The organism is Aquimixticola soesokkakensis, from assembly GCF_900172375.1.
Taxonomy (GTDB): Bacteria; Pseudomonadota; Alphaproteobacteria; order Rhodobacterales; family Rhodobacteraceae; genus Aquimixticola; species Aquimixticola soesokkakensis.
Genome location: NZ_FWFS01000012.1, coordinates 25,206 through 49,750, shown reverse-complemented (window position 1 = coordinate 49,750; position 24,545 = coordinate 25,206). Strand labels below are relative to the sequence as shown.

Annotated in this window: 22 protein-coding genes and 1 tRNA gene; 8 read left to right on the top strand and 15 right to left on the bottom strand. The window is 62.9% G+C overall.

Annotated elements, in window-relative coordinates; all coding sequences use genetic code 11:
* Positions 1–7 precede the first annotated feature (7 nt).
* The 8 genes from AQS8620_RS14880 to AQS8620_RS14840 form a co-directional block, all read right to left on the bottom strand.
* Positions 8–1,117, bottom strand: coding sequence for a 2'-deoxycytidine 5'-triphosphate deaminase (locus AQS8620_RS14880; protein ID WP_085837888.1), 1,110 nt, complete (start codon positions 1,115–1,117; stop codon positions 8–10).
* Positions 1,118–1,235: 118 nt separating this feature from the next.
* Positions 1,236–1,312: transfer RNA gene (locus AQS8620_RS14875), tRNA-Pro, on the bottom strand.
* Positions 1,313–1,392: 80 nt separating this feature from the next.
* On the bottom strand, positions 1,393–2,679 hold the full coding sequence (locus tag AQS8620_RS17245) for a MerR family transcriptional regulator (RefSeq protein WP_234990511.1): 1,287 nt from the start codon (positions 2,677–2,679) through the stop codon (positions 1,393–1,395).
* Between the two features lie 96 nt (positions 2,680–2,775).
* A complete protein-coding gene (gene ihfA / locus AQS8620_RS14860; protein ID WP_085837887.1) occupies positions 2,776–3,078 on the bottom strand; it encodes an integration host factor subunit alpha in 303 nt (100 codons plus the stop codon).
* A gap of 181 nt (positions 3,079–3,259) precedes the next feature.
* On the bottom strand, positions 3,260–4,234 hold the full coding sequence (locus AQS8620_RS14855; protein WP_085837810.1) for a beta-ketoacyl-ACP synthase III: 975 nt from the start codon (positions 4,232–4,234) through the stop codon (positions 3,260–3,262).
* A 44-nt stretch (positions 4,235–4,278) separates the two neighbouring features.
* Complete coding sequence (gene plsX, locus AQS8620_RS14850; protein WP_143267544.1) at positions 4,279–5,349, bottom strand: phosphate acyltransferase PlsX; 1,071 nt, start codon at positions 5,347–5,349, stop codon at positions 4,279–4,281.
* A 322-nt stretch (positions 5,350–5,671) separates the two neighbouring features.
* Positions 5,672–5,881, bottom strand: coding sequence for a 50S ribosomal protein L32 (gene rpmF / locus AQS8620_RS14845; protein ID WP_085837808.1), 210 nt, complete (start codon positions 5,879–5,881; stop codon positions 5,672–5,674).
* Positions 5,882–6,378: 497 nt separating this feature from the next.
* Complete coding sequence (locus tag AQS8620_RS14840; protein WP_085837886.1) at positions 6,379–7,032, bottom strand: YceD family protein; 654 nt, start codon at positions 7,030–7,032, stop codon at positions 6,379–6,381.
* Between the two features lie 197 nt (positions 7,033–7,229).
* Here AQS8620_RS14840 and AQS8620_RS14835 point away from each other — a divergent pair, with 197 nt between their 5' ends.
* On the top strand, positions 7,230–7,715 hold the full coding sequence (locus AQS8620_RS14835; protein WP_085837807.1) for an outer membrane protein assembly factor BamE: 486 nt from the start codon (positions 7,230–7,232) through the stop codon (positions 7,713–7,715).
* A gap of 140 nt (positions 7,716–7,855) precedes the next feature.
* Here the strand turns inward: AQS8620_RS14835 and msrB are convergent, their stop codons facing one another.
* On the bottom strand, positions 7,856–8,281 hold the full coding sequence (gene msrB / locus AQS8620_RS14830) for a peptide-methionine (R)-S-oxide reductase MsrB (protein WP_085837806.1): 426 nt from the start codon (positions 8,279–8,281) through the stop codon (positions 7,856–7,858).
* A gap of 250 nt (positions 8,282–8,531) precedes the next feature.
* Between msrB and AQS8620_RS14825 the strand changes: the two genes are divergently transcribed.
* The 7 genes from AQS8620_RS14825 to AQS8620_RS14795 all read left to right on the top strand — a co-directional run bounded on the left by AQS8620_RS14825 (position 8,532) and on the right by AQS8620_RS14795 (position 16,575).
* A complete protein-coding gene (locus AQS8620_RS14825; RefSeq protein ID WP_085837805.1) occupies positions 8,532–9,302 on the top strand; it encodes a GNAT family N-acetyltransferase in 771 nt (256 codons plus the stop codon).
* A gap of 146 nt (positions 9,303–9,448) precedes the next feature.
* Positions 9,449–11,308, top strand: a complete 1,860-nt coding sequence (locus AQS8620_RS14820) for an ABC-F family ATP-binding cassette domain-containing protein (RefSeq protein WP_085837804.1) — start codon at positions 9,449–9,451, stop codon at positions 11,306–11,308.
* Between the two features lie 480 nt (positions 11,309–11,788).
* A complete protein-coding gene (locus AQS8620_RS14815; protein ID WP_085837803.1) occupies positions 11,789–12,397 on the top strand; it encodes an outer membrane protein in 609 nt (202 codons plus the stop codon).
* Between the two features lie 152 nt (positions 12,398–12,549).
* The gene (speB, locus tag AQS8620_RS14810) at positions 12,550–13,527 is read left to right on the top strand and encodes an agmatinase (RefSeq protein ID WP_085837802.1); all 978 of its coding nucleotides are present in this window, start codon (positions 12,550–12,552) and stop codon (positions 13,525–13,527) included.
* Between the two features lie 32 nt (positions 13,528–13,559).
* Entirely contained in the window at positions 13,560–14,609 is a 1,050-nt protein-coding gene (prfA, locus tag AQS8620_RS14805; RefSeq protein ID WP_085837801.1) for a peptide chain release factor 1, read from the top strand.
* Positions 14,609–15,472 (top strand): peptide chain release factor N(5)-glutamine methyltransferase, encoded by an 864-nt coding sequence (gene prmC, locus AQS8620_RS14800; RefSeq protein ID WP_085837800.1) that lies wholly within the window; start codon positions 14,609–14,611, stop codon positions 15,470–15,472. The genes prfA and prmC overlap by 1 nt, the downstream gene beginning before the upstream one ends.
* Before the next feature lie 317 nt (positions 15,473–15,789).
* Positions 15,790–16,575, top strand: a complete 786-nt coding sequence (locus tag AQS8620_RS14795) for a DUF4167 domain-containing protein (protein ID WP_085837799.1) — start codon at positions 15,790–15,792, stop codon at positions 16,573–16,575.
* Positions 16,576–16,667: 92 nt separating this feature from the next.
* Here AQS8620_RS14795 and rsmA read toward each other — a convergent pair whose 3' ends face one another.
* The 6 genes from rsmA to lptF form a co-directional block, all read right to left on the bottom strand.
* Positions 16,668–17,513 (bottom strand): 16S rRNA (adenine(1518)-N(6)/adenine(1519)-N(6))-dimethyltransferase RsmA, encoded by an 846-nt coding sequence (gene rsmA / locus AQS8620_RS14790; RefSeq protein WP_085837798.1) that lies wholly within the window; start codon positions 17,511–17,513, stop codon positions 16,668–16,670.
* Positions 17,514–17,595: 82 nt separating this feature from the next.
* Complete coding sequence (pdxA, locus tag AQS8620_RS14785) at positions 17,596–18,585, bottom strand: 4-hydroxythreonine-4-phosphate dehydrogenase PdxA (RefSeq protein WP_085837797.1); 990 nt, start codon at positions 18,583–18,585, stop codon at positions 17,596–17,598.
* Positions 18,582–19,880 carry a peptidylprolyl isomerase gene (locus AQS8620_RS14780; protein WP_085837796.1) on the bottom strand — a complete coding sequence of 433 codons (1,299 nt, stop codon included), beginning with the start codon at positions 19,878–19,880 and terminating at the stop codon, positions 18,582–18,584. The genes pdxA and AQS8620_RS14780 overlap by 4 nt, the downstream gene beginning before the upstream one ends.
* A gap of 116 nt (positions 19,881–19,996) precedes the next feature.
* On the bottom strand, positions 19,997–22,165 hold the full coding sequence (locus AQS8620_RS14775) for an LPS-assembly protein LptD (RefSeq protein WP_159453260.1): 2,169 nt from the start codon (positions 22,163–22,165) through the stop codon (positions 19,997–19,999).
* Entirely contained in the window at positions 22,165–23,262 is a 1,098-nt protein-coding gene (lptG, locus tag AQS8620_RS14770) for an LPS export ABC transporter permease LptG (RefSeq protein WP_085837794.1), read from the bottom strand. The genes AQS8620_RS14775 and lptG overlap by 1 nt, the downstream gene beginning before the upstream one ends.
* Positions 23,259–24,404 (bottom strand): LPS export ABC transporter permease LptF, encoded by a 1,146-nt coding sequence (lptF, locus tag AQS8620_RS14765; RefSeq protein WP_085837793.1) that lies wholly within the window; start codon positions 24,402–24,404, stop codon positions 23,259–23,261. Before lptF ends, lptG begins: the two co-directional genes overlap by 4 nt.
* Between the last annotated feature and the right edge of the window lie 141 nt (positions 24,405–24,545).

The window sequence follows — 24,545 nt, the reverse complement described above, 5'->3', positions numbered from 1 at the left end:
CGAAACGTCAGCCGCGAAAATGTTTGGACAGCTTGAGGCCCTGACCCTGATAGTTGGACTTCAACCCTGCGCCATAGACCCGCTCTGGCGCGCTTGCCATGCGTTCGTAGACCAGGCGGCCGACGACCTGCCCGTGTTCCAGCACAAAGGGCGCTTCGTGGCAGCGCACTTCCAGCACGCCGCGCGATCCTGCGCCGCCCGCATCTGTCGTCCCGAAGCCCGGATCAAAGAACCCTGCGTAATGGACACGAAATTCGCCCACCATCGCCAGATAGGGGGCCATTTCGGCGGCATAATCGGCGGGGATATGCACCGCTTCGCGCGACACGAGGATGTAGAATGCCCCGGGGTCGAGAATGATCTGACCCTTGCTCGAATGGATCGGTTCCCAATAGTCGGCGGGGTCGTATTCCCCGATGCGATCGAGGTCGATGACGCCCGTGTGCGGCTTGGCGCGGTAGCCGACCAGATCGCCCTCGGCAGGTTTGAGATCGACCGAAAAGGCGAGGCCTTGGTCGATGATCGCAGGCCCGTCCACCAAGGGGGTTTGATCGTGGAGCGCTTGCAGGTCCAGATCGCTCAATTGCGCCGAGCCGCTGCGAAAGCGGATCTGGTTCAGCCGCATGCCGGGACGCACCAGCACCGAAAAGGAGCGCGGGCAGATTTCGGCGTAAAGCGGGCCGCTGTAACCGCTTGAGATGCGGTCGAATTCCGTGCCGCCATCGGTGATCAGACGCGTCAGCAGGTCCAGCCGGCCGGTCGAGCTTTTGGCATTGGCGACGGCTTGCACGCTGTCAGGCAGGTCAAGGCCCTCCATCAGCGGCACAACGTAGACGCAGCCTTTTTCAAGCACCGCGCCGTCGCGCAGATCAATCTGGTGCATTTCAAATTCGGACAGGCGGTGCGACACGCTTTGTCCTTCGCCCGCGAGAAAAGAGGCGCGCACACGCCACGCACGCGTGCCCAGCCGCAGGTCAAGCGAGGCCGGTTGGATCTGGCCGTCGATGATGTCGGGCGCGCTGGAAGAGGTGGTGATCGCGCCGCTGGCAATCATGTCGCGCAGCGCCGTGTCCGCCAGAACACCCGAACCCGCCTTGGCAGCCGTCTCAACACCCATGCCGCATTCCCCTTTGGCTTTAACGTCGTGGCGTCGCAATATCAGCCCAAGCGCTTTTGACATAGCCCAAAAACGCAAAAACGCCCGCACCGGAAAACCGGATGCGGGCGTTGTTTGTTGGTCGGGCTAGCAGGACTCGAACCTGCGACCTTCCGTCCCCCAGACGGACGCGCTACCAGGCTGCGCTATAGCCCGACGTGTGGGCTTTAATAGTGATATTCAGGGGGGGCGCAAGCGTGAAATTCACGCCAGGCACACCTTTTTTCGCGTGCGCTTTACAAACGCCCGTCAGAGGCGAGGCGCTCATGGAGGGCCTGCAACCGCACGTAGAGGCTTGAGAGCGCCACAGGGTCGGCTGCGCGCAGTTTGCGCGCGTCCAGCCCGCCGACAAGGCCCGCGCCGGGGCGAATGTGCCCGTCATCATCGGCGGGATCTGCTGGAACATCGCGCGCGCGATCGAGGGGGGCCAGGGTAGGCGCGACGGGGGCAGGCGCAACGGGGGCAGGCGGGATGGGGGCTGAGGGCGCGCCCTTTGGCTCTGTGCCTTGCGGGTCAGTCATCTGCGCCGGGGAGTCGGCGGGGCGGGCAAAATCCTCGTCGAAAGGCGCATCGGAGAAGGAGTCGTCAAAGCTCTCGTTGAAACTTTCGTCAACACCCTCCGCGTGCGGCCTCTGGTCTGCCGCCAGCGGTGCGGAGTCCTCCTCCGCCGTTTCCTGCAGCTGCGCGTCTTCATCGGCATCGACGGGCTGCTCTGACGGCGCCCAAGCATCCGGGTGGTCGGGCGCGCTCTGCGCGGCGTCGGTTGGGGCGGGGGGCGATGGGTCGGCCTCGCCCTGAACGGCCTGCGGCGAATCATGCCGGGGGGTCACATCCTGCGGTGACTCATCCTGCGGCGACTCATCCTGCGACATGGGGGGCGTTGGCGCGTCCGCAGCGGGGGAAGGGGCGAAAATATTGTCCTGCGCGTCGGTTTCGCTGTCCTGCGGTTGGCCGGTGTCAGCCGCGTCCTCGCTCAGAGGCTCCTCGTCGATCAGGGGCATATCCGGTTCTGACGGGCCAAACTCCGCCCCGAAATCAAACATCGGCGCGAGGTCGTCGGGGGCTTCGGGGGCAGGCTGAAGCGGTTGCGTTTCGGGCACAGAAGCACTTGCGCGCGGCGCAAGGGGGACGACATTCGTCGCGCCACCCGTGTCCTTGCCCTCGCTGTCGGGGGCGTCCTCAAGGGGCACGTCCACCGCCATCGGGGCCTCGGGAATCGCATCCGCATCAAGGTCGAAACTCTGCCCGTCAATTGCAGGCGACAGGGCGGACACGTGACGCACCCCCTCTTCGCGCAGCAGCTTTTGCACGCCGCGAATGGTCAAACCATCCTCATGCAACAGTTTTTTGATCCCGCCGAGCAGCGCCATATCGGCGGGGCGGTAATAGCGTCGCCCGCCTGCGCGTTTGACAGGTTTGATCTGCGTGAACCGGCTTTCCCAAAAGCGCAGCACATGGGCGGGCGTTTGCAGCCAATCGGCAACTTCGCTGATCGTGCGAAAAGCGTCCGGAGATTTCCCCATATTGTCAGTGCCTTAGTGCAGGTGGCTGCCGCAATCTGGCGCAAGGGCCAAGCCGCATATCATGCGCAGATGCGCCATCAGGATCGGATGTGCGGTTTAGGCTTTGTTGCCTGCGGCCACGCGATCTTTCATCAGATGCGACGGGCGGAAGGTCAAAACGCGTCGCGCGGGAATCGGGGCCTCATCGCCGGTCTTGGGGTTGCGCCCCACACGGGCGGCCTTGTCGCGCACCGAAAAGGTCCCGAAAGAGGAAATCTTGACGGTTTCGCCCGCGACGAGCGCGTCAGACATATATTGCAGCACGGTTTCAACCAGCTGCGCGGATTCGTTCCGGCTGAGACCCACTTCGCTGAAGACAGCTTCGCTGAGGTCCATACGTGTCAAAGTTTTCTCGCTCATCATTCCCCCCGAGGATTTTCGATGATTTGCCGCAATTGTTCGCTGCTATTTTCTTGAGCCAAGAATGTCCCCTTGCAAATCGCAAGTCAATATCAATGACTTGAGTTGGACAATTGAGGCGCTTTCCCGACAGTGTAATCACGGCGCTGCATAAAACATCAGCCCGGCCGCGCCGCTTTGCCTACCAGCGCAGGACCACCGCGCCCCAGGCCAGACCGCCGCCAATCGCCTCTGCGACCAGCAGATCGCCGTCTTTGATCTGCCCGCGCGCGCGTCCCACCGACATGGCCAGAGGGATGGAGGCGGCGGAGGTGTTGCCGTGGTCCTGAACGGTGACCACGACGTTGTCCATCGACAGGCTCAGCTTTTTCGCCGTGCCTTCGATGATCCGGATATTGGCCTGATGGGGCACAACCCAATCGATGTCGGCTGCGGTAATGCCTGCCTTTTCCAAAGCCGTTTCAGCGGTTTGCGCGAGTTTCGAAACGGCCTGGCGAAACAGCGCATTGCCCTGCATCCGCAGCTTGCCTGCCGTGCCTGTGGTGGACACCCCCCCGTCGACATAGAGCATGTCGCGGTAGCTGCCGTCCGAATTCAGATCGGTGGACAGGATGCCGCGATCGGCAGAGGTGCCCGTGCCCGCAACGCCTTCAAGGACCAGCGCGCCCGCGCCGTCGCCAAACAGCACGCAGGTGGCACGGTCGCTCCAGTCCATGATGCGCGAAAAGGTTTCCGCACCGATCACGATCACGCGCTTGGCCTGCCCCGAGACAATCAGCGCATTGGCATTGGCGAGCGCAAAAATGAAGCCAGCGCAGACGGCTTGGACATCAAAGGCAAATCCCGATGCCATTCCGAGTTCCTGCTGGATCATCGTACCAACGGAGGGAAAGGTCAGATCGGGGGTCGAGGTGGCGACAACGATGGCGTCGATATCGCCGATCTGCAGGCCCGCGTTTTCAAGCGCTGCGCGCGCGGCCTGTGCGCCCATCTGGCTGGTTGTTTCGCCCTCGGCGGCGAAATGGCGCCGCTCGATCCCCGAGCGGGTGCGAATCCATTCGTCGGAGGTGTCGAGGCTGCTCTCGAACTCGGCGTTTTCGACGACGCGCGCGGGCAGATAATGTCCGACGCCTGCGATTGCTGCCCGAAGGGTCATATCAAAGCCTGTCTTTTCTGTGCGTTGCCGAAAGAAACGGCAGTTTATTGTGCCGCATCTTCGGTCGCGGGGGCAATAGATGCAACCCGTGCGGCCAGCCGATCGGCAAAGTTTGACGCGGCCAGCTCATAGGCCAGTTTGATTGCCGCCGATACGCCGGTTGCATCGGCAGAGCCGTGGGATTTGACGACCGTGCCCCGCAGCCCCAAAAACACGCCGCCATTCACGCGGCGCGGATCAATGCGTTTTTGCAAGCGCTTGAGCGAGGTGAGCGCCAGCAGCGCGGCGATTTTCGACAGCGGCGTGGCCTGAAAGGCCTCCTTGAGGAAATCCCCCACCAGCTTGGCCGTGCCTTCGCCGGTTTTGAGCGCGATGTTGCCGGTAAAGCCATCGGTGACGATCACGTCGCAGCGATCCCCCGGAATGTCGCCGCCTTCAACGAATCCGACGAATTTGAATCCGCCGCCCTCGGCATTGTCGGAAATCAGCGTATGGGCGCTGTGCAGTTCGGAGCGGCCTTTGTGTTCTTCGGTGCCGACATTCAGCAGGCCAACCCGCGGCGCTTCAAGGCCCAGACCGTTGCGCGCATAGGAGGAGCCCATCATCGCATATTGCAACAGGTCGCGTTCATCGGCGCGGATATCGGCCCCGACATCGAGCATGACATTGAAACCGCCGCGATTGCGCGAGGGCCACAGGCAGGCAATGGCGGGGCGGTTGATCCCTTCGAGTTTGCGCAGGCGGACCATGGAAACGGCCATCAACGCGCCGGTATTGCCACAGCTCACGATGGCTTGGGCCTCGCCCGCGCCGACGGCGTCGATAGCCGAGCGCATGGAGGTATCCTTGCGGCGCATCGCTTGCGAGGGTTTTTCATGCATCTCGACAACGCCAAGCGCGTGGCGGATCGTGACACGATCCTTTAGGTTGCGCCGCCGCTCGACGAGGGGGGTCAGAACGGCTTCGTCGCCATGGACGATAAAGTCGATGCGGGGATTTTTACCTGCAGAGCGTGCCATGCCCGCGACCACAACGGCGGGACCGCGGTCTGATCCCATCGCGTCGATGGAAAGGGTGATACGTCCGGTGGGGGAAGGCGCTTCGATACGGCTCATCGTCTTGCTTTGCACGAAAGGGCGCGAAGTCTGCGCCGGTGTCCTGAACCCGATCCGCGCGCGGTCGAGCTTTTGCGCCGATCATGCCCAAAGGGCCGGATGGGGACAACAGCCGAAATGCCAAAAGCAGAAGGCGAACGCGCTTAAAGGGCGAAAAAACAAACAGAAACGGGGCCGAAATCCGTTTTCACGGACGCGGCCCCGATGTCTGCGAGACGGGGTGGCACATGCAGCCTCACGCGCAAGCGAGGCGACATCCGATCCGCACGGCGCGACAGTTTCCTGTCAAAACCGCGCGCAGGATGCCTGCACAGCCAGCCGCTTATGCGGCGTCTTCGTCGTCGAGATCGACGTCGTTTGCCTGTGCAACGACTTCACGGTCAGCATAGTGACCGCAAGCGCCGCACACGTGGTGGGGACGCTTGAGTTCGCCGCAGGACGGGCACTCGGAGGGGTTGCCGGCGACCAGAGCATCGTGGGCGCGGCGCATGTTCCGCTTGGAGCGGGTAACTCGGTTCTGAGGGACAGCCATGTCACAACCTCAATGTTCGGGGGGCCGATTTGCAGATGCCCCGGTGTGGTGGACCAAAGGGTCCGGAAATTCTGAACGCAAGCGTCCGGTGTGGTGGACGACTTCGTCCGCGTATCGGACGCGCGCGCCCGGTGTGTTTGGACGAGACCGTCCGGTTGATGCGGCCGCCCCGAGGGGGTTTGACATCGACGCAGGTTTTGCACCCACAACCCTTGCACCGAAGCGGTGCGCGGGGTGGGCAGCCCTGCGTGTGACGGACGTGTCCGTGTCTACAGAGGGTCAACCCGTTGTTTCCGCTAAGGTTCTGCCCCTCGCGCAAGTCGCGCAACGCACAGAATCCAACGTGGAAGTGAGGCCGGGAACATACTCGGAATCGCACAATCTGCAACCCCTTTGTTAAGTCCCTTGTTTTTAAGGCCCCGCAGCGTTGATTGGACGCGGATTTTCCGGCGCAACCGGACCCGTTTTGCGGGCCTTTCGCGCGGATTGGCTGCCGTCTACTCTTTATCGGCGAGTTTGTCACGCAGCGATGCGAGACCGGCGAAGGGTTTTGTGGCCTCATCGGTCATCGCGTCCTTGCCCGGCTCGGTGAACACGGCTTCGCCAAGGTCGGCATCGGGTGCGCGCGGGAAGGGCGGCAGGGCGAGGGCGAGGGCTTCGATGGCGACAGCCGCCAGATCGAGCGTGGCAGGAAGCGCCTCGGCGGTGTCATCCTCGGGGATTTCGATTTCCTCGGGGGTGTCGGCCTCGGGGTCTTCGCGCAGCTCAGCCAGATAGTTGCGCTCGAGGCTTTCGTCGATGCGGGTGGTCACCGGTGCCAGCGTGACGCCGCAGGGCTGGGTCACCGTGGCCCCGATGGTGCCCAGGAGCCGCCAATCCGAACGCCCCACGGGGCTGAGCGTGCCGGCAAAGCGGATTTTGCGCGCGCCCAGAATGTCGAGCTCTCGGGCGATTTGTGCGCTTTGGGCGGCATCGGGCGTGATCTCGAAGCTGTGATCACGATTTTTGGGCAGGGCGCGCAACGTTACCACATGGGTCCAGTTTTGCGCGTCTGCGCTGGTGGCGGCGGTGTTGGACGCCGCTTTGGAAGAGGGCGCGTCCTTGGCGCGCGCAGCGGTGTCGGGGGTCTGCGGGGGTGTCTTTTGCGACATAAGCGGCTCCTTGGGGTGCCCTGTCACTGCGCGCGGCTTGAACAGGAGGAAAACAATCTGTAATCGGGATACGAGGCAAGGCGCTGCAAGGCAAGGGGACCCCGTGACGGGGTCCGGAAGGCAAGGGGCCCGTCACGGGGTCTGGATGTGCTGCGCGCCAATCGAAGCGCCAATCGAAAAAGGGGACCCGTTCCAGCATGGGCCAAAATGAATCCGCCACAGGGATCCGCCGCGCGGCTGCGCGACTGAGCCAACTCGTTCTGGGCGCTGTCGTGTGCGTCGCTCTGGTGGCCTGCACCCCGATCGTCAAACGCCACGGCTATATTCCCCCCGAGGAAGACCTTGCGCAGATTTCGGTCGGCGTCGACAGCCAGCAAAGCGTTGCCGACAAAGTCGGACGCCCCGCAGCGATGGGGCTGATCGAAGGCGCGGGCTGGTATTACGTCGGCTCCACCTTTCAAAGCATCGGCCCCTTTGCGCCGCGCGAAACCCGCCGCGAAGTTCTGGCCATCAGTTTCGATGCCGCCGGGCTGGTGTCCAATGTCGAGCGCTTCGGCCTCGAGGATGGCAATGTCATCGTGCTGTCGCGCCGCGTGACCGACCCCAATGTCGGGGGCACCACCTTTGTGCGCCAGCTTCTGGGCAATCTGGGCCGGATCTCGGCGGATCAATTCATCCAGTAGAAACCGCCATCCCGGCGACATCTCACCCAGCGACCTCTCACTGTCAGTCCCGGTTTTGAAAAAGGGCGCCCCGTCGGAGCGCCCTTCTTGATGTCTGCGCGAGGGGGGGAAGAACGCCGCCTCAGGCGATGTCGGGCCGTTCAGGCCGGCTCGAACCGCAGCGACACGCCGTTGATGCAATAGCGAATGCCCGTGGGCTTGGGGCCGTCGGGAAACAGATGGCCCAGATGCGCGCCGCAATCGTCGCAATGGACTTCGGTGCGCACCATCCCGTGGCTTTCATCGCGGCTTTCTGCCACGGGCGCATCGTCCTTGGTCGCGTAAAACGAAGGCCAACCGCAGTGGCTTTCGTATTTCGTGTCCTTGGTGAACAGTTCCGCGCCGCAACAGGCGCAGCGAAAGATCCCGTCGCCCTCGGGAAAGCCCGGATGGGAAAAGGCGCGCTCGGTCCCGTGTTGGCGGGTGACGCGGAAGGTTTCGGGATCGAGCGCCTCGCGCCAGTCCGCCTCGCTCATGTCTGCGGGAGATTTGAAGTTGCCTTGCGGGGTGTCGGGAGAATCGGCCATGAAATGTCCTCTTTTGTGTTGTCCTTAAGGTAGGCATGCGCGCGCGCGGTTCAATATGCGCCGTCATTGGGGCGGGCGCGCTGCGCGGATTTCGCCGCGCGTTTTGGCATCAAAACGGGCGTTCATCGTCACCAAGCTGTCAATTGGTGGTTAAGCGGTTGTCACATCTTGTGTGATACGCTGGTGAGGCACATATTTTATCAGGCCTGCCGCTGCATGGCGCGCGGGATGGTTTTGGGGAAGGGTTCACATGATTGCGCTGCGCAAGCCCCGTTACATCGCCCGTTTTGCCGCAAGCGACAGCGATGTCGCCGCCGCCCAAGCGCTGCGCTATCTGGCGTTCGTTGCAAACGAGCCCCCTGGCGCCGCCCCGCAGCAGGGGTTTGACGCCGACCCGTTCGATGCGATTTGCCGTCATGTGCTGATCGAGGACACCCGCGATGCCGAAGCCACGCCGCACCGCCTTGTCGCCTGTTTTCGCATTTTGCCGCTGGGCGGCGGCTCCGACATCGCCCGCAGCTATTCGGCGCAATATTACGATCTGGACGCGCTGGAGCAATTCGAGGGCAAGATGGTGGAAATGGGCCGCTTTTGCCTGCATCCCCAAGTGCATGACCCCGATATCTTGCGCATTGCCTGGGGGGCGATGACGCGGTTTGTCGATGAAGAAGGGGTGGAGATGCTCTTTGGCTGCTCCTCCTTTCATGGCACGGATACGGCAGAGTATCTTGATGCTTTTGCGATGCTCAAACACCGCCATCTTGCGCCGGCGCGCTGGAAGCCACGGGTCAAAGCGCCCAATGTGTTCAAATTCGCCGCGCGCCTGCGCCGCAAACCCGATGCGCGCCGCGCCGCTTTGAAAATGCCGCCGCTGCTGAAAACCTACCTCCTGATGGGGGGCTGGGTGTCGGATCACGCGGTGGTGGACCGTGACCTGAACACCTTGCATGTGTTCACCGGCCTGGAAATCAAAGCCATCCCCCCCGCGCGCGCACGGCTGTTGCGCGCTTTGCCCGTTTGAGGCGCGTTTGTGACCTGTGAAAGGCCCATAAAAGCCCCCGTAAAAGCCCCCGTAAAAGCCGGGCGAAAGGCCCTTGTGTCGGGTCAGGACGCGGCGAGATGCGCGGCAGGCGTTGACCTTTTGTCCGTCTCGCAGTAGCGAGCGGCATGGCACGCGCACCCCTTCTCCAGCTTTCTGGCATCTCGCTCACCTTTGGTGGTGATCCCGTTTTCAATGACCTCGATCTGGTGGTCCAGCAAGGCGACCGTGTCGCTTTGGTGGGGCGCAACGGCTCGGGCAAGTCCACCCTGATGAAGGTGATGGCCGGATTGGTCGAGGCCGATCAGGGATCGGTCGTCATTCCGCCCGGAACGGCTGTGGGCTATATGGAGCAGGATCCCGATCTGTCGGGTTTTGCCACTTTGGGCGACTTTGCCGCCTCCAACCTGCCCGAGGGCGAGGAATACCGTGTCGCGATGGTGGCCGACGGGTTGAAATTCGACCCCGAACGCCCCGTCGAAACCGCATCGGGCGGGGAACGCCGCCGCGCGGCACTGGCGAAATTGCTGGCCGAAGCACCGGAACTCATGCTGCTCGACGAGCCGACCAACCACCTCGATATCGAGGCCATCGGCTGGCTTGAGGAAGAGTTGAAATCCACCCGCGCGGGCTTTGTGCTGATTTCGCACGACCGTGCATTCCTTGAGGCCACCACCCGCGCGACGCTCTGGATCGACCGCGGGCAGGTCAAGCGCAACGAAACCGGCTTTGCCGCTTTCGAGGAATGGCGTGACAAGCTTTGGGAAGAAGAGGACGACCAACGCCACAAGCTGGATCGCAAGATCAAGGCCGAGGCGCGCTGGGCGGTGGAAGGCATTTCGGCGCGGCGCAAACGCAATCAGGGCCGTGTGCGGGCGCTGGGCGACCTGCGCGCCGAGCGGGCCAATATGATCCGCCGTCAGGGCACGGCCGCGATGGCGCTGGAAGCCTCCGAGACATCGGGCAAACGTGTGGTCGAGGCGATTGGCGTGTCCAAACGCTTTGGCGACAAGCTGATCCTGTCGGACTTCAACATCAAAATCGGGCGCGGCGACCGCATTGCCTTTGTCGGCCCCAACGGTGTGGGCAAAACGACCCTGCTCAAGATGCTCACCGGCGAAATTCCCGCCGATAGCGGCGAGATCAAGCTTGGCACCAAGCTGGACATGGCGGTTTTCGACCAGAACCGCGAGGCGCTGAACCCCGAGCATACGCTGTGGGATGCGCTGACCACCGACAAGGATATGGGGGTTTCGGGGCGCGCCGATCAGGTGATGGTGCGCGGTGTGCCCAAACATGTCGTCGGCTACCTCAAGGAATTCCTCTTTACCGATGCGCAGGCGCGCGCGCCCGTGCGCTCCCTGTCGGGGGGCGAAAAAGCGCGCCTTCTGCTGGCCAAAATCATGGCGCATCCCTCGAATCTTCTGGTGCTGGACGAACCGACCAACGATCTGGACATCGAAACGCTGGACCTGTTGCAGGAATTGCTCACTGATTTTGACGGCACCGTGCTGCTGGTCAGCCACGATCGTGACTTTATCGACCGTGTGGCCACGCAAACGGTCGCGATGGAAGGTGACGGGCGTGCCACGGTCTATCCCGGCGGCTGGTCGGATTATCGCGAACAGCGCAAAGCAACCGCGAGCGGCAAATCGGCAGATAGCTGGGAAGCCAAGGCGGACGGCAAAGCGGTGACCAAAGCCGACCTGAAGGCCGAGCAAAAGGCCACAAAAGTCACACAAGGCGCGCCCGCGGCCAAAGCCAAACTCAGCTTTACCGAGAAGCACCGTCTGGATACGCTGCCCGCTGAAATCGCCAGGATCGAAGCGGAAATCGCCAAATTGGCCGAGCTGTTGTCAGACGCCGAGCTGTTCACCCGCGAGCCGGCGAAATTCCAGAAAGCGACCGAGATGATCGGCCAGCGACAGGACGCGCTGGATGCTGCGGAAATGGAATGGCTGGCGCTTGAGGAAAAGGCGGGCGGCTAACCGCGCGGTCCCTCTTCGCCCCAAAACGACGCAACAGCGGCTTTCGGCACACCGAGGGCCGCTGTTGTCTTTTGGGCCTGCGCGGGGCGTTTGGGACGCGCGGGGCAGGGCAGATCTGCGGTCAGACTGGCGGTTCCCATGAGTCGTGCGAACGTGAGCAGGGGTGAGGGGGCGGTTTGGTTTCACGAGGCTGTGATCACAAGCGATGTGTTTTGACATTCTTGTGATCACGTGTGGCGTTTTTGCGACATTGAACCGAGATTGAAAAAACCATGGAACCAGCATGAAATGGCCGATTACTTTTTGAAAACTGTTCAAAAACATGGAGTTACCGTTTTGGTTCCCTGTAACATTTCGCCGTCACGGTGCCGTGATCACGACCCCTCTTTTCTTTGGAACTTTCCAATGTCACTAGCGGTTCTGTCGTCACAATAGACAGCCCCGGAACAACCCGTGGGACAGAATTAGGAGACCTAAGAAATGAAATTCGCAACTCTCGCAGCAGCTTTCGCCGCAACCACCGCAGCAGCAGGTTCCGCAATCGCCGGCGGCTATGTCGCCCCCGTTGCTGAGCCCGTCGTCGTCGCTCCCGCACCCGTCATGATGCCCTCCATGGATTGGTCCGGCGCCTACGCTGGTGTGACCCTTGGTTACGACGATGCAGACTACGACAACGACGCAGGCGACGTGCACATCAGCGACGAAGCCGCCAACTACGGCGCATTCGCCGGTTACAACTACGACTTCGGCAAATGGGTCGTCGGTGGTGAACTCGAAGGCATCGGTTCGGACCTCGAGCTGAACGGCGCAGAAGCTGACTACATCGCACGTGCAAAAGCAAAAGTCGGTTACGACGCTGGCAAATTCCTCATCTACGGTACCGCTGGTGGTGCATACGCCCAGCTCGACCGCGCTGGCGACAAGCTGATCGACACCGGTTACCTCTACGGTGTGGGCCTTGACTACGCAGTGACCGACAAAGTCATCGTGGGCGCAGAAGTTCTGCAAACCGAATTCGACGATTTCGACGGCACCGGCACCGACATCTCGTCCACTTCGGTTGGCGCACGCGTTTCCATGAAGTTCTAATCGAACCTCAGGTTTGATTTACGAGTATCGGGCGTCCCTATCGGGGCGCCCTTTTTCGTCGCGGATGCTTGCGCGGCTCTTCGTGGCTCTGGGCCTTGCACGGACTCGGGCGGCATGGCTATCTGACGCAAAGCCGCCAAGGAGCACGGATCATGGCACTGGAAGATGCAAAAACCCAAGTCGATCTGGCCTTTACCACGACGCCCGATCAGCGCCGCGGTCTGGCGTTTGAAAATGCGTTCGGCGGAGCGCTGTCGTTCTTGCGCCGCCGCTACACCAAGGACCTGTCGGGCGTCGATCTGGCGGTCACTGGTGTGCCCTTTGATCAGGCGGTCACCAACCGCCCCGGAACCCGCCTTGGCCCGCGCGCGATCCGCGAAGCCTCGACCCTGCAGGCCTTTGATGCGCCCTATGGCTGGGGCTATTCGCCGCTCGAGGAATTTGACGTGATCGACTACGGCGATCTGGCGTTTGACTACGCCAAAGTCGCCGACTTCCCCCAAGCGCTTACCGATCACATCGCCCCCATTCTTGCCGCCGGAGCCGGGACGCTGGTTTTGGGGGGCGATCACTTTATTTCCTTTCCCGTCCTGCGCGCCCATGCCGCCAAATTCGGCCCGCTGTCGCTGATCCATTTCGATGCCCATTCAGACACATGGGCCGATGACGACATGACGCGGATCGACCACGGCACCATGTTTTACAAGGCGGTAAAGCTGGGGCTGATCGATCCGGCGCGCTCGGTCCAGATCGGCATCCGCACGGACAACCCCGACACGCTGGGCGTCAACATTATCGATGCGCGCGCTGTGCATGAACGCGGCGCAAGCTGGGTGGCGAGCCGTGTGAAAAATATCGTCGGCAATCATCCCGCCTATCTGACCTTTGATATCGACTGCCTCGATCCTGCCTTTGCGCCGGGGACGGGCACACCGGTCTGGGGAGGCTTGGCCAGTTGGCAGGCCGCCGCGATCCTGCGCGAACTCGCGGGGGTGCATCTGACGGGGGGCGATGTGGTCGAAGTCTCGCCGCCCTATGATGTGGGCAATGCCACGGCGGTGGCAGGGGCGCATGTGGCCATGGAAATCCTTGCGCTCTATTGCTGGACACGGCGCAATCAGAGGTCTTGACCACGCGGTCGCCGTTGTCCATTGAACAGCCTATGATCCCATCAGACAAACTTGCCCAGATTTCCGAACGGTTCGAATTCCTCGAGGCCAAGATGGCCACGGGGGGCGGTGATATTGCCGCTTTGGGCCGAGAATACGCCGAATTGCGCCCCGTCGTGGACCAGATCCGCGCCTATCGCCAGCTTCAGGCCGATCTGGCCGAGGCCGAAGCGATGCTGGCCGATCCAGAAATGCGCGAATTGGCCGAAGCGGAATTGCCCGCGTTGAAAGCACGCATTCCGGGCTTGGAAAAGGCGCTGCAAATCGCGCTTTTGCCCAAAGATGCCGCCGACGCGCGCCCGGCGATCATTGAAATCCGCCCCGGAACGGGCGGCGATGAGGCGGCGCTGTTTGCGGGGGATCTCTTGCGGATGTACCAGCGCTATGCGGAAACGCAGGGCTGGCAGTTCGACATCATCGATCTGGCCGAAACCGAATTGGGCGGGATCAAGGAAGTGACCGCCAACGTGCGCGGCGAGGGCGTGTTTGCCCAGCTCAAATACGAAAGCGGCGTACACCGTGTGCAGCGCGTGCCTTCGACAGAATCGGGGGGGCGCATTCACACCTCTGCCGCCACTGTCGCCGTTCTGCCCGAGGCGCAGGCCGTGGACATCGACATCAACCCCAATGACATCCGCATCGACACGATGCGCGCCAGCGGCGCAGGCGGGCAGCACGTCAACACCACCGATTCCGCGGTGCGCATCACCCATTTGCCCACGGGCATGATCGTCACCAGCGCCGAAAAATCCCAGCACAGGAACCGCGAAATCGCGATGAACGTGCTGCGCGCGCGGCTCTATGATCTGGAACGCCAGAAGGTGGATGATGCGCGCTCGGCGGATCGTAAAAGCCAGGTCGGCTCCGGGGATCGTTCGGAACGCATCCGGACCTATAATTTTCCGCAAGGGCGCATGACCGATCACCGTATCAACCTGACGCTCTACAAACTTGACGCGATTCTCGCAGGCGATCTGCGCGAAATCATCGACGCGCTGGTGGCCGAACACCAAGCCGCGCTGCTGGCCGAAATGGGCGCGTAATGAGCGCAGCTGTGACGGTCCAACAGGCCCTGATCGCCGGGAAATCCCGCCTTGACGCGGCGGGCCTTGCGGGCGCGATGGGGGATGCGCGCCGCTTGATGGCCTTTGCCCTGAAGATCGACGCGAGCCGCCTGACCCTGGTTGCGCCGGACCTGTTGCCCCCCGAGGCCCAAATCCGTTTCGAGGCGGCGATTGCCGCGCGGCTGACGCGCCAGCCCGTCAGCCAGATCATCGGCAAGCGCGCCTTTTACGGGCGTGAATTTCGCGTCACCCCTGACACGCTTGATCCGCGCCCCGACACCGAAGCCCTGATCAGCGCCGCCCTGCGTGCCCCCGCCACCCGGCTGCTCGATCTTGGCACTGGAACGGGGTGTATCTTGCTGACCTTGCTTGCAGAATTGCCGCAAGCGAGCGGGGTGGGCGCGGATGTCTCTGCGGCGGCTTTGACAGTCGCCCAGAGCAACGCGCAGGCATTGGGGCTGGGCGCGCGCGCGGCCTTTCTGTGGTCCGACTGGTTTAGCCAGATCGCGGGAAGATTCGATCTGATCACCGCGAACCCGCCCTATATTGCGCTATGTGAAATGGCCGGTCTCGCCCCCGAACTTGCGCATGAGCCGCGCATGGCGCTAACCGATGAAAGCGACGGGCTGACCGCCTATCGCGCGATTTGCGCAAGGGTGCGCGACTACCTTGCGCCAGAGGGGCGGCTTTTGGTGGAAATCGGCCCCACACAGGGCACGGCCGTGTCGCAATTGATGCGCGATGCGGGCCTCGTGGCGGTAGAAATCCTGCCCGATCTTGACGGGCGTGACCGTGTTGTCGCCGCCCATGCCCCCAAAACTGCCTCCCAAACGGCCCCCTAGAACACCCGCAGCGCGCAAGAAACTGCCCATGCGCGGTCGGAATTTATAAAAATATCACAGATTCAGGTGAAACTCGTCTTATTCGCTCTGAATCACCCTTGTCACAGCCCCTGTAAGTTGTTTACTCAGAGGCACGCGGGCGGCGGGACCAGTTTGGTCCCCCTCGCCGAATATCCAAATCAGTGCCGACCTTTATCGTGCTGCCCTGAACGACATGCCCTGCAAGGGGTGCCGTTTGAACAGGGCGAGACACCGGAAACCAAAACCGGAAACACAGGGTCGCACGAGAGCCAAACCAAGGCTGGACTGTAACCAATATGAGATCTTCGAAATCCCGTTCGCGGTCGAAATCGAACCGCACCCGTTCCGTAGGCAACGTCGTCAACCGTGTGTTTGATAGCTCGGGCCCCGAAGGAAAGGTGCGCGGCACGCCGCAACAGATCATCGAGAAATACAATCAACTGGCGCGCGACGCCCAGCTGAGCAACGACCGCGTGGCGGCCGAAAACTTCCAGCAGCACGCAGAGCATTATCTGCGGATGCTGGGCGAGGCGCAAAAGGAACTCGACCAGCAGCGCGAGCAGCAAGAACGCGAAGCGGCCGCGCGCCGCGAGCAATCCGAGCGCGACCAGCAACAGCGCGAGGCGCAACGCGAACAGGCGCGCCGCGAGCAATCCGAACGCGACCGTGCCGCCGCCCAGGCGCGCGCCGAAGTCCGCGAAACCATGCGCGAGCGCGATGACACCAGCGTCGCGCACAGCGAATCTGCGCGCGACGACCAGACCCGCGATGACCAGATTCCGGCGGCGCAAAAGCGTGAGGACAGCTTCGAGGGCGATAGCGTTCCGGCCTTCTTGAATACGCCCGCCCAGGACAGCGATAGCGGTTTGGTCGAGACGCCGGAAATGAACGCGACTTCGAACACGCCATCACCGGAAGCGGCGCAAAAGCCTGCCGAAAAGCCCAAAGTGACGCGGGCGCGCAAGCCCAAGGCAGAGACATCGACCGAGGCGCCGAAAAAACCGCGCGCGCCGCGCAAACCGCGTGCCCCCAAGCCCAAATCCGATACCGGCCCGGGCGACACGCCCAAAGCGGCGGAATAAGCCCGGCATGATGCCATGAAAAAGCCCCGCGTGGATCGCTCCGCGCGGGGCTTTTGCTCTCAACCAGAGCGCGCGTCCTGGCTAGGCGGTGGCTAGGCGGTGGCTTTGATCGCCCGCGCCAATGCACACCAGCTCTCAAGCCCGACTTCTTCGGCGCGCTGGGTGGGCTTGATGCCCGCGGCAATCAACTTGTCCTCAAGGTCAAGCGTTGCACCCTTGAGCGAGGCGCGCAGCATCTTGCGGCGCTGGTTGAACCCCTGCGCAACGATCCGCTCCAGCGTTTTGGCGTCGGCCTCGAACCGCGGCGCGGGCAGGGCGGTGAAATGCACCACGGCAGAATGGATTTTGGGCGGCGGCGAAAAGGCTTCGGGCGGCAATTCCATCACAATGCGCGCATCGGTGCGCCACTGGCTGAGAATCGCGAGCCGCCCATAGGTCTTGGACCCCGGCTGCGCGACGATCCGCTGCGCCACCTCACGCTGGAACATCAGCGTAAGCGACGCCCAATAGGGCGGCCATTGCGCCGGCGTAAGCCAGCGCACCAACAGTTCCGTGCCGATATTATACGGCAGGTTGGCGACGATGCGCACCGGCGCGGTGAGGCGTTCGAGCGGGTCGATCGCCAGCGCATCGGCGTTCACCACCTCAAGCCGGTCGGGATAGGCGGCCGCGATTTCGGCCAAAGGGGCCATGGCGCGGCTGTCTTTTTCCACCGCCAGCACCCGCCGCGCGCCCTCGGCCAACAGCCCGCGCGTGAGCCCCCCCGGACCGGGCCCGACTTCCAGCACATCGCATTGGGTCAGATCCCCCGCCTGGCGGGCAATTTTCGACGTGAGATTCAGGTCGAGCAAAAAGTTCTGGCCAAGCGATTTCTTGGCAACAAGACCATGGGTCTCGATCACCTCGCGCAGGGGCGGAAGCCCGTCGATCAATGCCATCTCATTCTCTTTCTGTCACAAGCCGCAGCGCAATCGCCTCCGGCTTCTTTCGGACTTAAATACCCAAATGGCGCGCAGCGCCTCAGGACTGGGCGGCGCGGGCCATCCGCGCGGCCATGTTCAGCGCCGCAATCACACTGTCCGGGCGCGCGATCCCCTTGCCCGCAATATCAAAGGCCGTGCCATGATCGGGGGAGGTGCGAATAAAGGGCAGACCCAGGGTGACATTCACGCCGCGATCGAAATCAAGGGTCTTGATCGGGATCAGCGCTTGGTCGTGATAGGCGCAGACCGCCACGTCATAGGCCGCGCGCGCGCGGGAATGGAACATCGTGTCAGGCGGCAAAGGATCAGTGACTTCAATGCCTTCCGCGCGCAACTTCGCGCAGGACGCGAACATCCAGTCCTGTTCCTGCGTGCCCATCGCCCCGCCTTCGCCGGCGTGGGGGTTGAGGCCGGCAATCGCGATGCGCGGATGCGCCAGCCCCCACTGTGTGCGCAGCGCGCTCTGGGTGATGCGCACGGTCTCTTCGAGCACGGCAGGGGTAAAGGCGGCGGGCACAGCACTCAGGGGGATGTGGATAGTGGCAGGCACGACCCGCAACGCGTCGCAGGCAAGCATCATCACCACGCGCGACACACCCGCAAGCGCCGCAAGATATTCCGTGTGACCGGGATAGGCGAAATCCGCCCCGTCCTTGAGCGCCTTTTTATGGATCGGCAGGGTGCACAGCGCGCTGGCCGCGCCGCGCTGCACGAGGTCCACAGCGCAGGCAATAGCGTCGATCACCCCGGCTGCATTGGCAGGGTCTGCAACCCCGCGCGCGGCGCTTCCCTCAAAGGCGAGGGGCAGGACCGGCAGCGCCTTGGGGCAGATATCGAGCGCCTCCTGCGGGTCGGCAACGATGCGGTGGGGCAGGGTCGCGGGCAGGTGGCGCGGATCGCCCACCCACAAAAGCGGCAATTGCGCGCGGGTGGCCTGCCACGCCGCTTCCATCAGTTCCGGCCCCACGCCTGCGGGCTCGCCGCAGCTGATCGCGATGGGTCGGGCCAGATCGTAGGGCGCGCTCATTTGTAGGTGATGGCGGCGTCAGCCTTGAGCTGGGCCAGATAGCTGTCGGCCAGATTGGCCAGCTTTTGGTTTTGCAATTGCGCGCGGATATCGTCGCGCGACACGGCGCTCTGCGTGGCAAAACTGCGCCCGCACAGCATCAGGAACACGCGGGTTTGCCCGTCGGCGCGGGTGAGTGCGCTGGAGGCCTCGCCCGGATCAAGCTGCGCCAGTTGCAGCTTTACATCGTCGGGAATATCGCCAAACGGCAGGCTGTCGATTTGCAGCACCTGCGCGGGTTCGCCCTTTGCGATGCCGTATAGATCATCGCAGCTGTCGGCTTGGGCGGTGACTTGCGCAATCCGTTTTTGCGCGCGCGCGGGATCGCTGTTGTCGATGTAATAGGCGGCATATTCGATTTCGCTGGGGGCCTGCGGCGCGCCGTTGATTTCGGTCAGCGCGCGCAACTGGAAGATGCCCAGGGCGTTGGGCGTCGCCAGAACCGATGTCACCTCTCCGGGGGCGAGGCCGGCAATCTGGCCCGCCAGCGCGGGGGGCAACTGGTTCAGGGCAACGCTGTCCATGCGACCGCTGCGCTCGCGCGAGGGCGCGACGGAATATTCGCGCGCCGCAGCCGCAAAGGAGGCAATCGTGGCGTTTGCCGCGATGCGCGCGGCGAGTGCTTCGGATTGAGCGCGCTCGGCATCATCGCGCGCGGGGAGGAAAATCTCGCTCAGGGAGGCCTGCAAGCTGGTGTTTACCGCGCTTTGTCCCAGGGCGCGGTCGATTTCGGTCTCGCTGACCTGCGCTTGCGAAATAAACCGCGCGCGCGACAGGTTGCGCCATGCGACACCTGCCGAAATAAAGTCGCGAAAGGTCTCTGCGGCGACACCACGGCTGGCAAGCAGGCGCAAGAAACCCTCTGTATCCAGAGACCCGCGGGCGGCAAATTCCGCCATTCCCGTCTGCACCTCGTCAGGGCCAAGCGTGATGCCCGCCCGGAGTGCCGCTTGGGTGCGCAGGCGGTCGTCGATCAACTGGTCAAGCGCAACCTTGCCGACATCCGCACCGCCTGCGCCCAAAACCGACATCAAAGCGATGCGTTGGTTCAGCTCGTAAGAGGTGATCACGGCGTCATTCACGGTCGCAATCGGCGCGAACATGTTCTGGGCAACGGCGGCTTTTGGTGCCAATCCGCTAAAGCTCGCCAAGCTGGCGCCAAGGAGGCTGCTGCCCAAAAGAACGGCGCGCAAAACCCTGCCTGCGCTGCCGGTGCCTGCGGTCTGTGTCGTTTTGCCTGTGCGGTGCAAAGCCATGCCCGTTCCTCGCGTTTTTTGTCTTGTCTCTTCTTAGGCCGTTTTAGAGGCTGGGGAAAGCGACAAGCGCGCGGCCGGGAGGGGCGCGCAGTCCGACACAGGGGCGCTGGCGGCAATCAGCGCAGGCACTGGCTGCGCGCGGCGCTGGCTTGCGTGCCGCCAAACCCTGCGAGGGCCACGGAAAACGACATGCCCGTGGAGGCCTCAAGCGTGTCGGCATTGGTAAAGCGGCGCGTCACGCCGAGGGCCACGGCGACACATTCGTTGCGATAGCCAAGCTCGACCCCCAGTTTGCTGGCCTGACCGCCGTCAAGATCGTAGCGCACGGCAAGCCCGCTCGACCAGCGGCTCGACCATTGATAATCGGTGGCAAAGGTCAATTCGTTGAGGCTTTTGTCGCGGTTTTCGTCGGGATCGGCGCGCACATAGGCATGGACGATATCCGCCTCGAACTGCGGCCCCGCATAGGTCAGGCGCGTTTCGAGTTTTGCGGGTTCCAGCGCCCCGTCAAGCTGGGCGCGGGTGGACATATGCGTCTTGGCCCCGAGGCTGGCCTGAAGCGCAATCACCCAGTTGCTGCGATCACCCGTGGCAAGGGTGTCCCCCGTATCAAGGGTGAAAATCCGCCCCAGTTTCAACGAGTAATCGGGGATTTTTCCCGTGCCCGCATGGGCATAGCTAAACCCGAGCGCGGCGCGCGGGCCGGTTTCGCTTGCGTCATGACCCGGGTAGCGCGACAGGGCCATGAGATTGGCCTCGTCCAGTTCCACAAGGGTGCTGTCCTCTTGTGGGACGCGATCGCCCCGAAAGCCGCTCCAGCCCAATTGGGCGATGGGGGTGATCACATCGGTGCCGCGCGAGGTGGCGCGCAGCATCGGATAGGTCAGGGTGAGGCTGCTTGCGCCGCTCAGGCGGATGGCGGGGCTGGTTTGGGTGCTGTCGTCATGGGTCCAGTACTGATCCAGCGCCGCCGTGCTGTCAAAGCCGAGCAACAGCCCGCTGGGCATCAGCCAATCGCGCGACCAGCCGCCCTTGGCGCCAAGGCGCAACACATCGCGCCCGCTTTCATCCAGCGTGCTTTCGCGCAGCACCTGTCCCCCCGAGACCTGCCAATAGCCCTGACCGCCAAGGCCGGGCGCGCTAAAGCGGCGTTCGTAAAGTGCGGTGGCGTAATAGGCGGGCAGCGTGTCGGCGATATCGATATCGCTCTCGCGCAGGGTCTGGAAATGATACAGCCGTGCCAGCGCCCGTCCCTGCGTGTCGAATTTTTCCGCAAAGATCGCGCTTTCGAGGCGGTCAGCCGAGGAAATGTCATAGTCCAGCAGATAGGCGATGTCGGAGGTGGTTTTCAGATCAAAGCCATAGGTCAGCCCGCCCGCAGTTTGCCATGTGCCGCTCGCAAAGAGATAGCCGCGCGTCCTGTCGTCGGTCAGATCGTCAAAGGTGCCCGCGCCCGCAATCTCCAGATCACCGCGCGCAAAGGCTTGGCGGTACTGGACCCCCAGACTGCGTGCATTGGGCGAGACAAAGGGTGAAACCGTCACATCGGCGCTGTCACCGAGGGTGATGAAATACGGCACTTCGATGCCGACGCCAAGCTGGGTGGAGGTGCGGATATTGGGCACCAGAAAACCGGTGGCGCGCGACAGTTCGGGGTCGGGAAAGCGCATCCGCGGCAGGTAGAGCACCGGCACCCCCGCGATTTCAAAGGTGGCCTTGGTGAAATAGAGCTGCTGCTCGACCGAGTCATGCACCACTTCCTTGGCGCGGATCTGCCAGAGCGGCACGGGGCGCGCGGCGCAGACTTCGCAGGCCGAGGCGACGGTTTTATACAGTTGGGTGTAGCGCCCGTCGACGCGGTTGATTTCGGCGGCGGCAAGTTGCAGCTGGCGATCCAGCACAAGGCGGGCCGAGGTTAAAATCCCGTTGCGCAGATCGTCGCTGAGCTGTGCCGAGGAGGCAAGGATCACGACCCGTTCTCCCTGTTCGAGCCGGATCGGGCCGTCAATGGCAAGGCTGCCGGCGGTGCTGTCATAGGTGACGCGGCTGGCGGTCAGCCGGGCGCCGTCATACAGCACCTCGACGTTGCCCGCCGCCACAAGCACATTGCCCGCACCCAGCACAAGGCTGTCTGCCAGCAACACAGCGGGTGCGCCGGAGGCTTGCGTTTGCGCCCGCTCCTGTGCAGGGGCGCTTTGCGCGACACTGGCCAGCGCAAGGCAAGCGGTCGTCGTGAGCGCGCGCAACAGGCTGCGGCAGGGGCGGGAGAAGGGGCGCTGGATCATCATCCGTCCTCAAAATGCAAAAGCAGCGACAAGGTCAAGAGGATCACGGCGAGAGGGGGCACCCAAGCGGCGGCAATCACTGGCAACTGGCCGTTTTCCCCCAGAACCGTTGCGAAATTTCGCAGGAAATAGAACCCGAATGCCAGCATCAGCGCCGAGAGGACCGCAGGGCCGGTGCGCCCGAGCCGCGTGTGCCGCATGGTGAACCCCGCGCCGATCATGAGCATTGCAACAAAGGCAAAGGGCAGCGCCAGTTCCGACTGATACCACATCCGATAGGCGCGCGCCGAAAACCCCGCCGCTTCCAGCCGCGCGATAAACTGGGGCAGATCCCAGAACGGAATCGCGGAGGGCGTGCCGAAGCTGTCGCGGATTTCGTCAAGCGTAAGGGTGGTGTCGATGGTCATTTGCGCGGCGGTCGTGGCGTCGCGTTCGGGGTTGTCGCTGGCGCGCAGCGGCCAGACTTTGGCCTGCGTGAGCACCCAGGCGCCCGTGGTCAGCCGCGCGCTTGTGGCTTCGATACGCTCGGTGGGGGCATTGTCGGGACCAAACCCCATAAAAGTGACGCCAAACAATTCGGTCGCATCCAGATTGGAGCGGCTGGCACGGATCACGAAATGGCCCGCATCGCTGCCCTGACGCAGCCACAGCCCCTCGTCGGACACGGAAAACACCTGTTGCTCGCCCTTGAGCAATTCGGTGCGTTTGAGATCGTATTGGCGCGAGGTGGCCGAGACCATCGGGTTGAAAACGGTCACGCAGAGCACGCCGATGATGAAAATCACCGAAATCGGGGCCAGAAGCGCGCGCATGGCCGAGCGCCCCGCCGCGCGCGTGACCACCAGTTCCGACGATCGCGCCAGCCCCAGAAACATCACCAGAGTGGCGATCAGCACGATGATGGGTAGCAGTTGATACAGCCCCTGGGGCACATTGAGCAGCGTCATGCCCAGCGTTGGCAAAAACCCCAGATCGACTTTGGAAAAATCCTGCAATTCCTCGACCAGATCGACCATGACGAACAGCCCGAACAGCAGGGCAAACACCATCGCAAAGGTCAGCGCAAAGCGGCGGGCGAAATAGAAATGCAGCTTCATGCCTGTGCTCCGCGGCTGGGTTTGTGGCGCCGTGTAAACAGGGCCGGATGTGCTGCGATCCACAGCAACACAAAGGCCAAAGCCCCCCCCGCCAGCGTGGTCAGATAGAGCACGGGCCAGAGGGCATTGTCGCTGCGCGCGGTGGAAATGACGGCGTTGTCGAGCGCTTTGAGAACCGCAAGTGCGGCGATGGCCCCCAGAATCTGACGCCACAGCCCAAAGCGGGAAAACCCGCCCACCATCAGCGCGGCAAAGCCCACAACGGCGGTGATAAAGGCCAGCAACGCTTGGGAAATCCGCTCATGCGCCAGTTCGCTCATCCGGGCGCGTGTAGCACCGGTTTCTTCCAGAATAGCCTGACTGGGCGCGAGCAGATCGAAGGTGGTGATGGCGTTTACCCCGCGCGTGGGCGGGCCGGACGCGGGAATGAGCGTGCCCGCATCAATGGCAAAATCTTCGAAGGTGGTGACCGAGAGGCTACGGGTGTCGAGCGTCAATTGCTGCGCCATCCCGTCAAACATCAAAAAGGTCGGCGCGGCGTTTTCGCCATCGCCCTGCACGATCAGGGCGCGCGCCGCCAGATAGGTGGTGCGCTCGGTCAGGGAACGGCTGTCAGACAGGTAGATGTCGCGCAATTCACCGTTTGGCGTAATTTCGCGCACATAAAAGGTGATCCCGTCGGCGGGGTGTTCGAAACTGCCTTCGGTGAGAAGTTGCGCGGCGATATCATTGGCAATCTGGGCCGTGCGCAGATTGAGTTGATGCAGCGCGGTGGGCACCAGAATATGGGTCAGCACCGAAATCATCAGCGTTGCAATCAGCCCGAAGGCAAGCACCGGACGCGCAAGGCGGTAGGGCGAATAGCCCGTGGCCTGCACGACGACCAACTCGCTTTCGCCCGCAAGACGGTTCGTCGCGTAAACCGTTGCCACAAAAGCGGAAATTGGCAAAACGATACGCATCACCGACGGAATGGTCAGCAGGGTGATTTCGATGAATGTGCCCGCCGATTGCCCGTCCGCGATCAGCCGGTCAAACAGGACCACCGCGCGGTTGACCCAGAACACCAGCACCAGAAGCAGCGAGAAAAAGCCGAAATAGATGAGCAGCTGCGACAGCAGATACCGGTCGAATTTGGCCACAGCGGCTCTCCGTCACAACGTTGCGCGCGCGGGGCACGCGCGGACTGGCGTTCATCCTAGCAGGGCGCAGGCGCGTCGAAAACCGATAACGCGCACACAGATATGGCATGTGAACTGGCAAAGCCCGCACGGCGCGGCTAG